12 protein-coding genes and 1 pseudogene are annotated in these 12806 nt (G+C 66.7%); 10 read left to right on the top strand and 3 right to left on the bottom strand.

The window, feature by feature from the left end; translation table 11 throughout:
• Positions 1 to 125: 125 nt before the first annotated feature.
• Both BST28_RS10200 and BST28_RS10205 read left to right on the top strand, forming a co-directional pair.
• Positions 126 to 1245: pseudogene (locus BST28_RS10200) on the top strand (acyl-CoA dehydrogenase family protein).
• A 26-nt stretch (positions 1246 to 1271) separates the two neighbouring features.
• Positions 1272 to 2234 (top strand): AurF N-oxygenase family protein, encoded by a 963-nt coding sequence (locus BST28_RS10205; RefSeq protein WP_083080898.1) that lies wholly within the window; start codon positions 1272 to 1274, stop codon positions 2232 to 2234.
• A gap of 10 nt (positions 2235 to 2244) precedes the next feature.
• Here BST28_RS10205 and BST28_RS10210 read toward each other — a convergent pair whose 3' ends face one another.
• Positions 2245 to 2952, bottom strand: a complete 708-nt coding sequence (locus BST28_RS10210) for a TetR/AcrR family transcriptional regulator (protein WP_019738913.1) — start codon at positions 2950 to 2952, stop codon at positions 2245 to 2247.
• Positions 2953 to 3066: 114 nt separating this feature from the next.
• On the opposite strand from BST28_RS10210, the gene BST28_RS10215 reads away from it, so the two are divergent.
• From BST28_RS10215 to BST28_RS10225, 3 genes are read left to right on the top strand one after another with little or no spacing between them, the layout of a single operon-like run.
• Positions 3067 to 3381 carry a DUF2563 family protein gene (locus BST28_RS10215; RefSeq protein WP_065287912.1) on the top strand — a complete coding sequence of 105 codons (315 nt, stop codon included), beginning with the start codon at positions 3067 to 3069 and terminating at the stop codon, positions 3379 to 3381.
• Entirely contained in the window at positions 3363 to 4859 is a 1497-nt protein-coding gene (locus BST28_RS10220) for a putative alpha/beta hydrolase (protein WP_065287913.1), read from the top strand. The genes BST28_RS10215 and BST28_RS10220 overlap by 19 nt, the downstream gene beginning before the upstream one ends.
• A 1-nt stretch (position 4860) precedes the next feature.
• Positions 4861 to 5526, top strand: coding sequence for a hypothetical protein (locus BST28_RS10225; protein ID WP_133054291.1), 666 nt, complete (start codon positions 4861 to 4863; stop codon positions 5524 to 5526).
• A 7-nt stretch (positions 5527 to 5533) separates the two neighbouring features.
• Here the strand turns inward: BST28_RS10225 and BST28_RS10230 are convergent, their stop codons facing one another.
• Positions 5534 to 6442 carry an oxygenase MpaB family protein gene (locus BST28_RS10230; RefSeq protein ID WP_029248747.1) on the bottom strand — a complete coding sequence of 303 codons (909 nt, stop codon included), beginning with the start codon at positions 6440 to 6442 and terminating at the stop codon, positions 5534 to 5536.
• Between the two features lie 68 nt (positions 6443 to 6510).
• Between BST28_RS10230 and BST28_RS10235 the strand changes: the two genes are divergently transcribed.
• A complete protein-coding gene (locus BST28_RS10235) occupies positions 6511 to 7158 on the top strand; it encodes a TetR/AcrR family transcriptional regulator (protein ID WP_019734871.1) in 648 nt (215 codons plus the stop codon).
• Here BST28_RS10235 and BST28_RS10240 read toward each other — a convergent pair.
• A complete protein-coding gene (locus BST28_RS10240; protein WP_019734872.1) occupies positions 7155 to 7730 on the bottom strand; it encodes a VOC family protein in 576 nt (191 codons plus the stop codon). The genes BST28_RS10235 and BST28_RS10240 overlap by 4 nt on opposite strands.
• 89 nt (positions 7731 to 7819) lie before the next feature.
• Here BST28_RS10240 and BST28_RS10245 point away from each other — a divergent pair, with 89 nt between their 5' ends.
• Genes BST28_RS10245 through BST28_RS10260 form a run of 4 tightly spaced genes read left to right on the top strand, consistent with a single transcriptional unit; the run spans position 7820 to position 12770 of the window.
• Entirely contained in the window at positions 7820 to 8473 is a 654-nt protein-coding gene (locus tag BST28_RS10245; protein WP_019734873.1) for a TetR/AcrR family transcriptional regulator, read from the top strand.
• A gap of 2 nt (positions 8474 to 8475) precedes the next feature.
• On the top strand, positions 8476 to 9591 hold the full coding sequence (locus BST28_RS10250) for an alpha/beta hydrolase family protein (protein WP_019734874.1): 1116 nt from the start codon (positions 8476 to 8478) through the stop codon (positions 9589 to 9591).
• Positions 9582 to 10538, top strand: a complete 957-nt coding sequence (locus tag BST28_RS10255) for a 2-hydroxyacid dehydrogenase (protein WP_420093436.1) — start codon at positions 9582 to 9584, stop codon at positions 10536 to 10538. The genes BST28_RS10250 and BST28_RS10255 overlap by 10 nt, the downstream gene beginning before the upstream one ends.
• A 33-nt stretch (positions 10539 to 10571) precedes the next feature.
• Positions 10572 to 12770 carry an acyl-CoA dehydrogenase family protein gene (locus BST28_RS10260; protein ID WP_083080903.1) on the top strand — a complete coding sequence of 733 codons (2199 nt, stop codon included), beginning with the start codon at positions 10572 to 10574 and terminating at the stop codon, positions 12768 to 12770.
• The last annotated feature ends 36 nt before the right edge of the window (positions 12771 to 12806 follow it).

A 12806-nucleotide genomic window follows, 5' to 3' on the forward strand; every position in this document is an offset into this window, starting at 1 on the left:
CGATTCTCTTGATCCCGCCGCTGCGGTCGAGTACGTTGAACGAGTTTGATGGGACCGCACGTCTCGGTAAATCTCGAAGACCTCCAGATAGGGAATCTGCCTTGTCCAACCGCCGCTCCACCTGGATGAACGATGACCTCGACGCGCTGCGCGAGTTGGCCCGCGCCTTCTGCGAGAAGGAAATCGCACCCAACCGAGAAGTTCATCGGCCAGCACCAAGTCGATCGCGACCTGTGGAACAAAGCCGGCGAGCTGGGGTTGCTGTGCCTGTCCATCCCGGAGGAATACGGCGGGGGCGGCGGCAGCTTCGCCCACGAAGCGGTGCTGATCGAGGAGCAGGCGCGTGCCTGCGACACCTCATGGGGCGTGAGCGTGCACAGCACGATCGTCGCCCACTACCTGCTGGCCTACGGCACCGAGGAACAGAAGAAGTCCTGGCTGCCGAGGATGGCCAGCGGCGAGGTCGTCGGCGCCATCGCGATGACCGAGCCGGGCACCGGATCGGACCTGCAGAACGTCAAGGCCCGCGCGATCCGTGACGGCGACGAATACGTGGTCAACGGATCGAAGACCTTCATCACCAATGGCCAGCAGGCGGATCTGATCATCACGGTGGTCAAGACCGATACCAATGAAGGCGCCGGCGGCATCTCCCTGGTGCTGGTCGAGGCCGATCGCCCCGGCTTCCGGCGCGGCAGGTCGCTGGACAAGATCGGGCAGCGCGGCCAGGACACCTCCGAGCTGTTCTTCGACGACGTGCGCGTCCCGGTGTCGAACCTGCTCGGCACCGTCGAAGGCCAGGGGTTCATCCAGCTCATGCAGCAGCTGCCGCAGGAACGACTGATCATCGCGGTCGGTTCGGTGGCCGGCATGGAGACCGCACTCGAGCACACGTTGCGCTACACCAAGGAACGTCAGGCCTTCGGCCGGCCCATCTTCGGTTTCCAGAACACCAAGTTCAAGCTGGCCGAGGTCGCCACCGAGGCCAAGATCGCCCGGGTGTTCATCGACGAGTGCATCGAACAGCACATCCGCGGCGAACTCGACATTCCCACCGTGGCGATGGCCAAGTGGTGGACCACCGACCGGGCGATGGCCGTCGCGGACGAGTGCCTGCAGCTGTTCGGCGGCTACGGATACATGACCGAATACCCGATCTCGCGGATGTGGACCGACCAGCGCGTTCAGAAGATCTACGCCGGCACCAACGAGATCATGAAGGAAATCATCGCGCGCGCCCTGTGAAAAACGCTGTCCCCCAGGAGTTGACGATGACCTCTACCGACTACACCCAAGCCTTGCAGGTCCTCTCCGAGGGATCGGTCCGCCGGCACTTCGACCCGTTCACCGACGTCGGGTGGGACGCCCCGGAGATGGCGATCGATCCGCACGATCCCCGCTGGGTGCTTTCACCCCGGGCCGATTCACTCGGCGCGACCCGGTGGTATCAGGCTCAGCCGCTGGAGCGGCAGATCGAGATCGGCCGCTGGCGCATGGCCAACTCGATCAAGGTGGGCGCGGCCTTCGAAAGCATTCTGATCCGCGGGCTGATGGCCTACATCATGAAGCTGCCCAATGGCTCACCGGAATTCCGCTACCGCCTGCACGAGATGACCGAGGAGTGCAACCACATCCAGATGTTCCAGGAGCTGGTGAACCGGATCGGTGTCGATGTGCCGGGCATGAAGCGCCGATTCCGCCGCTTCTCCCCCTATATCGGGCTGGTCGGCGGCCGCTACCCGATCATCTTCGTCATCGGCATCCTGGCCGGCGAGGAACCGATCGACCACTTCCAGAAGGCGCTGATCCGCGAGGGCGCCGGCCTGCCGCCGGCCGTGCTGCGGACCATGCAGATTCATATCGCGGAAGAGGCACGCCACATCTCGTTCGCCAACGAGTTCCTCAAGGTCCATGTGCCGACGATGACACCCCGGCGACGACGGATCATCAGCGTGCTGTTTCCGCTGGCGATGCGCTGGCTGGCCGGGGAGATCATGGCACCGCCGAAGTCATTCGCCGAGCAGTTCGGGATTCCGCCGGAGGTGATGCGCGCGGCGTTCTGGCGGGGGCCGGCGTCTCGCCGGATCCTGGCCGGCTACTTCGGTGAAATGCGGGCCCTCTCCGACGAATTGGGACTGAACAACCGGGCCAGCCGGCTGGCCTGGCGGTTGCTGCGCATCGACGGCCCGCGCGCCCGCTACCGCGGTGAGCCCGACCGGGCCCACGCCGCCTGAGGGAGCTGCGTCAGGGCCGTCTCAGGGCCTCGACAACCGCCGTGAGCTCCTCGTCCGGATCCAGCACCAGCCCGATCGAGCGAGCCGCGCCGTCGAGGATGTACCAGATGATGTCGGCCAGCGTTTCAGCCATCTGGGAACGGGATCGGGTCGGCGGGGACTCCGATAACCAGCTGGCCAACGTCGCGTCCACCATGGTGACGACCACGAACGGCACGGACTCGAAAACCTCGCCGCCCACCCCGATCGCCTCGGCGACCGAGGAGATGATGTCGGCCCCGCGCAGCGCGATGCGACGCTTGAGTTCCTCGGTGGCGTCCCGTGAGCCCTCCAAAGTCGGTCCACGGCGGGCGAATTCGTTCAGCCGCTGATGGTCGACCATCCAGTCCGCGACCGCCAGCACCGAGCGGTTGAGGATCTCCCTCAGCGAACCGGTGGACACGTCGAGCTTGGCATCGAGTACCGCGGCGAAGTCGTCGACCAGATAGGAGCGGATCCGGCGCTCCAATTCGTCCTTGCCGCTGAACTGCCGGTAGATGACCGACTTGGCGACACCGGCGCGTTTGGCGATGGCCTGCACCGAGATATCGGCGCCGGGCGGACTGTCCTCGATCACCTGCACCGCCGCGCGCAGGATCTGGGTGCGACGTTCGGCGTTGTGCTGCTGCCATCGCGCCTCATAGCCGCTCAGTGCGGCGGGTGTCGTGGCCGATGACATGGCGTTGAGCCTACCGGCGGGCAGTCCGGCGGCCGCCGGATTATCGCCGGGTGAATTGACGCTGGCGGGGCCGGCTGCCAGAGTTGTCGATGACTGACCTGAAAGGGGTTGGGAGTGTTTGTCGATCCGGCGATGCTGCGTTCGGGCGCGACGGATACCCATGGCGCCAGCGCGCATGCTCAGGCCGGGGCGGCGCGGTTGGGCCAGACCTTCGTGGCGGCGGGCATTTTCGGCAGCTTCGGCGCCGCCGATGTCTTCCACGGCGCGTTATCCACGGCCCACGCCGAGCACATCACCGCCCTCACAGACCACCGCCGCACCCTGGCCGAGGTCGGCGACAAGGCGCACCGTGCCGCGCGCGAGTTCACCGGCATGGATCAGCACAACGCGGCCCAGCTTCGTGCGGTGCGGTGCACCTCCAACACATAAACCTGGCGCTGCTGATCGACGCCGCCGGCGGCGACCCGTGGCAGGTCAACAACACCCTGCAAAGCGGCAACCCGGCCGTCGTCGACGAGCTGGCGCGGGCATTCCACGACGCCGGATTATGCACCGCCGAATCCAGTGCGGCCTTCGCCCAAGCCCGCCAACGCTTTCACGCGGCCTGGAACCGGGAGAACGGTGAGCATCCGATCAACGACTCCGCCGAAGTCCAGCGCGCCACCGAGCGATTGCACCTTCAGCAATCCCAACTCACCACCATCGGTACCGATCTGGAAAACATCGCCGCCGCCCTGGCCGAGGCCCAGAAAGCGGCAGCCGCGAAGATCAACGCCCTGCAGATCCAGCTCCAAGACATCGACAACCGCATCGGGATGTACCAGTCCGCGCAGATCGACACCGCCGGGTTGGAGCAGGTCGCCATCGACGACACCGCCGGTATCCTGCATCAGCTCGAAAAGCTCCGCGACGACTACGCAGCGGTCTTGCAAGACGCCACCAGCAAACTGCTCTCCGACGGCTACGACCCGGCGCCCTTGCACGGCTACGACGGCGACGGCCAACCGAACCAAGGCCAGCAGACCGATCACGCCGCCGACGCCTACGGCGTCACCCAGCGTGAACACGACCAAGCGCTGGTGGATCGCCCCGGACAGATGACCCCGGAGAAGGCCGCCGCCGCCGCGCGGCTGCGGGACTACGCCACCGCCACCGATCCGGCCGCCGATCCCGAGGCCCGGCACCTGGCCGGCGAACGCCTCGACGACTACCGCATGGCCACCTTCATCGGACCGCTGCCGATAGACCCGGTGCTGGGCGGTGACGCGCGGAGCAATGCCGCCAACCGGGTGGACCTGCAACGCCGCCTGGAATCCGGATCGCTAATCCCTGACCTTTCGCCAATGACCGCAGACCAGGCCACCCGGGCCCTCGACGACGCCGAAGCGGCCGCCCGCGCGTTCGCGCTCAACGGCTTCGCCGACCGTCTCCGCAGTAGCGGCGTCTCCGCCGCAGGTGTCCAGCAGGCCATCACCGCCATCGAGAACGGGATGCCGCCCAGGGAGTTCTTCAACCAACTGTCCAATGCATCCGGCAGCGTCGGCAAAGGATTGGAGACACACGGCGTGGCGGTCTCCCCCGTGCGTCACAGCGTCGACCCAAACGCCTTCGCTAAAGCGGACGCCGAAGCGCTGACGAAGTTCGGTAAGAGTCTCGGGCGCGCGGCCACCGCGCTCGATGGCGCACTCACCGTGATGGATGTGGTTAGCGGAAAGGTCTCGCTCACGCAGGGCGCAGCGGAGTTCGGCGGCCGTTGGGCAGGCGGTGCGACCGGAGCATGGACCGCCGGATTACTGGTGTCCTTCTTGGTCGCGCCCGAAATTGCCGTACCCTTCGCGGTCGCCGGTGGAATGATCGGCGGCTCAATACTGGGCCAAGGAGCAGTAGATAAGGTGTTGGGGTATTAGCGTGGGTAACGGTTTCGTCATCGGTGTGGTTGCGTGTATCGCTGCCCAAATCGTTGTGGGATTTCTGACGATACCTCTGCCACCGAAGCGTCAGATCTATTGGTCGCTCGCAGTTCTGTCCGCGGTGCTGGCATTCCTAGCTGCCTATCCGAAAATCAAGCTGGGGTTGGGTGTCGCTGCGTTCATGTTAGGCGTAATGGTGTGGTCCGCGTTCTACTACACGCCCTACATCCGGATTCGGGGCAAAATTTACGCGTTTACCTCTTCCGATACGAATGCCGACGTGGACGGGGCGCGGGTTTCGCCAGGGGTCAATCGTCGGCGACTCGGCCTCGAAGACTGGCTCGCGACCGCACGTGGGCTGTGGTGGTTTATTGCCGGACTATGGTTGGTCTTTGACGCTTCCATCACGGGTTCACTGCTCCACGGTCACGCCTTATTGAACGACGGACACGATCGAATAGTTTTCGCATCCATTTTCATACTCCTCGGTTTATTCGGCGTCGCACTGGGATTCATTGAATCGGTAAACGAATACCCTCTAGCGCAACGACAAACCGTGCAGTTCGTCATCGCGACGATCTCCTCAGCCGGCCTGTTCGCCGCTTTCTATCTGATGTCCTACTACCTGACGGCGCTGACCAGGGGCCGAAGCAGCGACGAGTGAACGGCCCTCAGACCAGCGGCCGGCCGGTCCGCATCCGCCACCGCATATCGGCCATCAGGGCATTGAACGGGAAGCGTCGCAGCGGGCCCGGGGTCAGATTGTTGGCCATCCGCAGCAGCGCGATCAGGGAGTCGAACTGGCGTTGCTTGTTGGCATCCCACGGCAGCCGCATCTCGTCGCGGAACCGTTGCGGCAGAAAGCCGGTGGTGATGAACAACATCGGCCCCTCCACCAGCTTGTGCAGCGGGCCCGGCAGCGTCACCCCGCGCATCCGGACCGCGGCGATGCGGTAGAGGTAGTCACGCACCGTGTCGTCGATGTGGATGTTGGTGTCCAGTTGCTCCTGCCAGTACCTGTCGAACGCCGCGCGATCGGCCGGCCACATCTCCTCGTTCATCTGCAACGCGGTACCGAAGATCTTGGCCTCTTGGTAGTGCTGTTCGGCCTCCTCCTCGTCCATCTCGCCGTAGAACATCCGGTAGAGGTCGACCGAGCCCTTGTACAAGCACGCCGCCACCCACAACTGCAGTTGCGGGTCGAAGGCGTTGTACTTGACCGGGCTGCCCGCGGTGGAGCGGACCTGACGATGGGCACTGTCCACCGCCTTCTTGAACGCCTGCCGTTCGGCTTCGGTACCCAGGGCCACCACCGCCAGGTAGCCGATCGTGGTGCGGGCCCGCTTGATCGGGTGCAGATCCGCGCGGCCACTGTCGACCTTGCTCTCCACCACCCCGTAGCCCACGCCCGGGCGCGCCAACTGCATGATCACGTTGGCCGAGCCGGCCATCAACGACAGGCCGAACATGCCGTCGGAGATGTCCAGGCCCTTGTGCTGTTTGGGGGCACGGCGACGATTCGGGTCCGGCGGTGCGCTGACCGGACGCTCCACCTGCTGTAGCAACGCGCTTGCTGTCATAGCCACCCACCCCAATTCTGAGAACGTGTGTTTCCTGATATTGCTCCGGGTTCGGCCTCGGTGTCAAGATGATGGGCATGGTCTCCGCCAACGTCTCGGGTACGCGTCCGTACGGCGGTGTCGACGCCGCCGACCGGCGCGCGTCGCGCCGCGCCCGACTCCTTGAGGCCGGCCTGGATCTACTCGGAGCCGAGGTGCCGCAGGTCCCCGAGTTGACCGTGCGTGGTGTCTGCCGGCAGGCGGGTCTGACCGCCCGCTACTTCTACGAAAGCTTCGCCGACAAGGACGAATTCGTCAGCGCGGTCTTCGACTCCGTCATCGCGGACCTGGCCGCCAAGACCCAGTCCATCGTGAAGTCGGCACCGCCCGACCAACAGACCCGCGCCGGTATGGCCAACATCGTGCGCACGATCGCCGGCGACGCGCGGATCGGGCGGTTGTTGTTCGGCGTGCACCTGAGCAACGCAGTCGTCGTCCGCAAGCGGGTGGAATCCAGTGCGCTGCTCGCGATGTTGTCCGGTCAGCACGCCGGCAGTGTCCTGCGTCTGCCGGAGAACGACCGGATCAAGGCGGCCGGGCACTTCGTTGTCGGCGGGGTGGCCCAGACGATCAGCGCCTGGCTCGCCGGTGAAGTGCGGTTCCAGCCGGAACGGTTGATCGAGCAGTTGGCCGCATTGCTGGACAAGCTCGGGGACCCGGCGCTGTATCGGGATTAGGTTGCTGCCGCAACCCGCCGGTCGGCTTCGGTCTTCGGCGTGACATGTTCCTCGTTGCCGGTGAATTCTTTTGTCCAGCAGGCGAATTCCAAGGTAATCCCGTCCGGGTCAAGGAAGTAGAACGACCGCACGTAGACGCCGGGGTGCAGCGTCGCACTGACCTGGTAGTCGGACATGTCGTGGTTGAGAACGGGGCCGACACGGACACCCTTGTCCTTGAGGCGCTGCCGGTAGGCATCGAACTTGTCGGCGGGCACGTGGAACGCGAGGTGATTCATGGTGCTCACCGCGCTGGTGATCTCACCGACGCCGGGGATGGCGGCCGGCGAGGAGATGCCCGGCACCCGGTCGGGAGCATCGGCGAACCAGAAGAAGGCGACGCAGTCCCCGTTGCCGGCATCGAAGAAGAAGTGCTGCCCCATCCCGCCGGGCAGGTCGAGTGACTTCACCAGCGGCATGCCGAGCACATTGCTGTAGAAGTCGACCGTTCGCGCCATGTCGGCGCAGACCAGCGCGACGTGGTTGATCCCACTGATCTCGAACTCGGTGTTGACACCGTGCGGTTTGATCATGGCGACTCCTCTGGTCAAGTCCCGAATCTGAACCTAACATCAGATTCAGCTCTTATCCAGACCCCGCAGCGACAGGATTCGGTGATTCGGTGGCGACCCTTTCCGAGCAGCCCGCTCCCCGCGCCCCGTTGCCCACCCATCGGGGCCGGCGCACCCAGGCCGCGATCGATTCCGCCGCCCGTGCGGTGATCGCCCGCAAGGGTGTCCTGGCCACCACGATCGCCGACATCGCGGCCGAGGCCGGCCGGTCGGCGGCGTCGTTCTACAACTACTACGACTCGAAAGAGGCCATGGTCCGCGAGTGGGCACTGCGGTTCCGTGACGAGGCCGGCGAGCGGGCATCCAGCGCGGTGCGCCACGGCCTGTCCAACCGAGAGCGCATCGAGCAGGCCGCCGCCGCGCACTGGCACACCTACCGCAACCGGCTTGCCGAGATGGTCGGGGTTTCCCAGCTGGCGATGGTCAACGACGACTTCGCTCGGTATTGGGCGGAGATCTGCGCGGAGCCAACGTCTTTCATCACCGAAATGGTGAAACGTGCCCAAGCCGAAGGCCACTGCACCGACGACGACCCGGAACTGCTCGCGGTGGCGATCGTGTCAATGCTCAACCAGTTCTGCTACGTCCAACTGGCCGCCCCGCGCCCGGCGGGCACCCCGCCCGCCGACCCCGATGACGAGGCCTGCATCCGCACCCTGGCCAACGTGTTCTATCGGGCCATCTACACCGAGGAAGGTTCCTGACCATGCCGGAGATCGCCCGGGAATTCATCGGCCTGCCGTCCCCCACCGCGGAGCGGGCCGGGGCCGGTGGATACCCCTGTCAGGGTCTGTACCACCGTGCCGCAGGCCATAATCCGAAGGTGGCGATGATCGCCACCCACTACCAGATCGATTTCAGCGAGCACTACCTCGCCGATTTCATGGCTGCCCGCGGCATCGGCTTTTTGGGCTGGAACACCCGCTTTCGCGGGTTCGAAAGCAGCTTCCTGCTCGACCACGCATTGGTGGACATTGGGGTCGGCGTCCGGTGGCTGCGCGAGGTCGCCGGCGTGAAGACGGTGGTGCTGCTGGGCAACTCCGGTGGCGGGTCGTTGATGGCGGCCTACCAGTCGCAGGCGCATGAACCCAACGTCACGCCGCTGCCAGGAATGCGACCCGCGGCCGGGCTCACCGACTTGCTGCCCGCCGACGGCTATGTCGCCAGCGCCGCCCACCCGGGGCGTCCCGAAGTGCTGACCGCCTGGATGGACGGCGCCGTCGTCGACGAGAACGACCCCGTGCCCTCCGACCCCGACCTGGACCTGTTCGCTGAGCACAACGGTCCGCCCTACCCACCGGAGTTCATCGCCCGCTACCGGGCCGCGCAGGTCGCCCGCAACCACGCCATCACCGACTGGGCCGAAACCGAACTGAAACGCATTGGCGCCGCAGGGTTCTCCGACCGGCCGTTCAGCGTGATGCGCACCTGGGCCGACCCCCGCATGGTCGATCCCACCCTGGAACCCACCACCCGCCAAGCCAACATGTGCTACGCGGGGGTGCCGGTCAAAGCCAACCGGTCCGCGCGCGGGATCGCCGCGGCAACCACGCTGCGCAACTGGCTCGGGATGTGGAGCCTGCGGACCGCCCAGACCAGCGCCGAACCGCACCTGGCGCGCATCCACGAACCAGGGCTGGTGATCAACGCCCACGCCGACACCGGGGTGTTCCCCTCGGACGCAGAGCTCATCTACTCGTGTCTGGCCGGCACCGACAAGACCCTGCGCAGCATCGACACCGACCACTACTTCACCACCCCGGGCGCCCGTGACGCCCAGGCCGACATCATCGCCGAGTGGATCGGCCAACGGTGGGGCTGAGGGTCCTGGCGCACTTCGTTCCCGGCCCCAAGGTCAGCGATTTCGTTGCGCCCGAGTCAGATTGGCTGGACATCCGGTGGTGCGCCGCCGATGACGACGCCACCTTCCGGCGCGAACTGACTGAGGCCCAGGTGATCTGGCATGTGCTGCGGCCGCTGACCGGGGAAGAGCTGCGCAGCGGCCCCCGACTACGGCTGGTCCACAAGTTCGGCGTCGGGATCAACACCATCGATGTCGACACCGCCACCGACTGCGGTATCGCGGTGGCCAACATGCCCGGCGCCAACGCCGCCTCGGTGGCCGAAGGCACCGTCTTGTTGATGCTGGCGGTACTGCGCCGGCTGCTGCCCCTGGATCGCTCGACCCGCGCCGGGCGCGGCTGGCCCACCGATCCCGACCTGGGCGAGCGCTGCCGCGACATCGGCGGCTGCACCGTCGGCCTGGTCGGCTACGGCAGCATCGCCCAGCGGGTGGCCGCGATGGTGGCCGCCATGGGTGCCGGCGTACTGCACACCAGCACCCGCGACGACGGTCGGCCGGGGTGGCGGCCACTGCCGGAGCTGCTGACCCAAGCCGACGTCGTGTCGCTGCACGTGCCGCTCACCGAGGCGACCGAAGGCCTGATCGACCGCACCGGGCTGCAGCGGATGAAACCGGACGCGGTTCTGATCAACACCTCACGAGGCGGAGTCGTCGACGAGCCCGCCCTGGTCGAGGCGCTGTCGACCGGGCGGCTGGCCGGGGCGGGACTCGACGTGTTCGCCGTCGAACCGGTCGGCGCGGACAATCCCCTGCTCGTTCTGGACAACGTGGTGCTGACGCCGCATGTCAGCTGGTACACCGCCGACACCATGCGGCGCTATCTGACCGCGGCCGTCGACAACTGCCGTCGGCTGCGAGATGGCCAACCCCTGACCCACGTGGTCAACCAACCGACTGGTTGTTAGTTTGACCACTACGTCCCCACCGAAAGGCGCATCATGCCGATAGCGATCACCTCTGAACATCAGGACCTGGCCGATTCCGTGCGGTCCCTGCTGGCCCGGGCGGTGCCGTCCGAGCTGCTGCACGCGGCGATGGACACCCCGATCCAGAATCCACCGCCGTACTGGCGGGCCGCCGCCGAGCAGGGCCTGGCGGGAGTGCACCTGTCCGAGCAGGTCGGCGGGCAGGGTTTCGGCATCCTGGAGCTGGCGGTGGTGCTGGCCGAGTTCGGCTACGGCGCGGTGCCCGGCCCGTTCGTGCCGTCGGCGATCGCCAGCGCCCTGATCGCCGCCCACGACCCGACCGCCGCCGAGCTGGCCGGACTGGCCACCGGCGAGACCATCGCCACCTACACGCTCAGCCCGGGATTGACCGCCACCGCCCACGGCGACGGGTTGGTGATCCGCGGTGAGGCCCGCGCCGTCGCGGCGGCCGCCGAGGCGTCGTTGCTGGTGCTGCCCGTGGCGATCGACAGTGGTGCGGCGTGGGTGGTGCTGGCCGCCGACCAACTCGAGATCGAGCCGGTGACCAGCGTGGACCCGCTGCGTCCGATCGCCCACGTGCGGGCCAACGGCGTCGAGGTCGCCGACACGGCCGTCTTGAGCAACCTCAGCCAGGCGCGGGCACAGGCGTTGATCTCCACACTGCTGTCCGCGGAGGCGGTCGGGGTGGCCCGGTGGGCCACCGACACCGCGGCCGAATACGCCAAGATCCGCGAACAATTCGGCCGGCCGATCGGCCAGTTCCAGGCCATCAAGCACAAATGCGCCGAGATGATCGCCACCACCGAGCGGGCCACTGCCGCGGTGTGGGATGCCGCCCGGGCGATCGACGAGGCCGACAGCAACGGCTGGGACGCCGCGGGGTCGACGGTGCAGTTCGCCACGGCCGTCGCGGCCACCCTGGCTCCGGAGGCCGCGCAGCACTGCACCCAGGACTGCATCCAGGTGCATGGCGGGATCGGCTTCACCTGGGAACACGACGCGGGCGTCTACTATCGCCGAGCGCTGATCCTGGCCGCCTCATTCGGCCGCCGCGCCGAGTACCCGCAACAGGTCCTCGACACCGCCACCGCCGGCGGCATGCGCAAGATCGACATCGACCTCGATCCCGAAACCGAGAAGCTGCGCGCTGAGATCGCCGCCGAGGTGGCCGCGCTCAAGGCCCTGCCGCGCGAGGAGCGCACCGTCGCGATCGCCGAGGGCGGCTGGGTGCTGCCCTACCTGCCCAAGCCGTGGGGGCGGGCCGCCGAACCCATCGAGCAGATCATCATCGAGCAGGAGTTCGCCGCCGGGCGGGTGCGCCGGCAGGCGATGGGCATCGCGGCGTGGCTCATCCCGTCGATCGTGGCGTTCGGCACCGACGAGCAGAAGCAGCGCTTCCTGCCGCCCACGTTCCGCGGGGAAATGGTGTGGTGCCAACTGTTTTCCGAGCCCGGCGCGGGTTCGGACCTGGCCAGCCTGACCACCAAGGCCACCAAGGTCGACGGGGGTTGGCGGATCAGCGGTCAGAAGATCTGGACGTCGGCCGCGCAGTTCTCCGCCTGGGGCGCCCTGCTGGCACGGACCGATTCCTCGGTTCCCAAACACGACGGGATCACCTACTTCCTGCTGGACATGAAAAGCGAAGGGGTGACGGTCAGTCCGCTGCGTGAGTTGACCGGCGGGGCGATGTTCAACACGGTGTTCATCGATGACGTGTTCGTCCCGGACGAGTTGGTGCTCGGCGAGCCGAACCGGGGCTGGGAGGTCAGCCGCAACACGCTGACGGCCGAACGGGTTTCGATCGGCGGCTCCGAGATGCCGTTCCTGGCCAGTCTCGACGGGTTCGTGGAGTTCATGCGCGACGGCCAGTTCGATCAGGGCGAGCACCGCCGGGCCGGCGAGTTGATCGCCGAGGGGCACGCCGCCAAGCTGCTCAATCTGCGCTCGACCCTGCTGACGCTGGCGGGTCGCGACCCGATGCCGGCGGCCGCGGTGTCCAAGCTGTTGTCGATGCGCACCACGCAGGGCTACGCCGAGTTCGCGGTGGGGACGTTCGGCGGGGACGCCGCGATCGGCGATCGCGAGCAGCTGCCGGGCCGGTGGGCCGAGTATCTGCTGATGAGCCGTGCCACAACGATTTACGGCGGCACCTCGGAGGTCCAGCTGAACATCATCGCCGAGCGGCTGTTGGGCCTACCCCGCGATCCGTAGGGGTCGCTTTTTTGCCGCGAGCAGACACAGAATCGC

The organism is Mycolicibacter kumamotonensis, from assembly GCF_002086285.1.
Taxonomy (GTDB): Bacteria; Actinomycetota; Actinomycetes; order Mycobacteriales; family Mycobacteriaceae; genus Mycobacterium; species Mycobacterium kumamotonense.

Bases quoted from the DNA above. Each gene is read 5' to 3' on its own strand.
- BST28_RS10260 (WP_083080903.1), top strand. From the start codon at position 10,572: ATGCCGATAGCGATCACCTCTGAACATCAGGACCTGGCCGATTCCGTG.
- BST28_RS10210 (WP_019738913.1), bottom strand. From the start codon at position 2,952: ATGTCATCGGCCACGACACCCGCCGCACTGAGCGGCTATGAGGCGCGA.
- BST28_RS10235 (WP_019734871.1), top strand. From the start codon at position 6,511: ATGATGGGCATGGTCTCCGCCAACGTCTCGGGTACGCGTCCGTACGGC.
- BST28_RS10205 (WP_083080898.1), top strand. From the start codon at position 1,272: ATGACCTCTACCGACTACACCCAAGCCTTGCAGGTCCTCTCCGAGGGA.
- BST28_RS10230 (WP_029248747.1), bottom strand. From the start codon at position 6,442: ATGACAGCAAGCGCGTTGCTACAGCAGGTGGAGCGTCCGGTCAGCGCA.
- BST28_RS10250 (WP_019734874.1), top strand. From the start codon at position 8,476: ATGCCGGAGATCGCCCGGGAATTCATCGGCCTGCCGTCCCCCACCGCG.
- BST28_RS10240 (WP_019734872.1), bottom strand. From the start codon at position 7,730: ATGATCAAACCGCACGGTGTCAACACCGAGTTCGAGATCAGTGGGATC.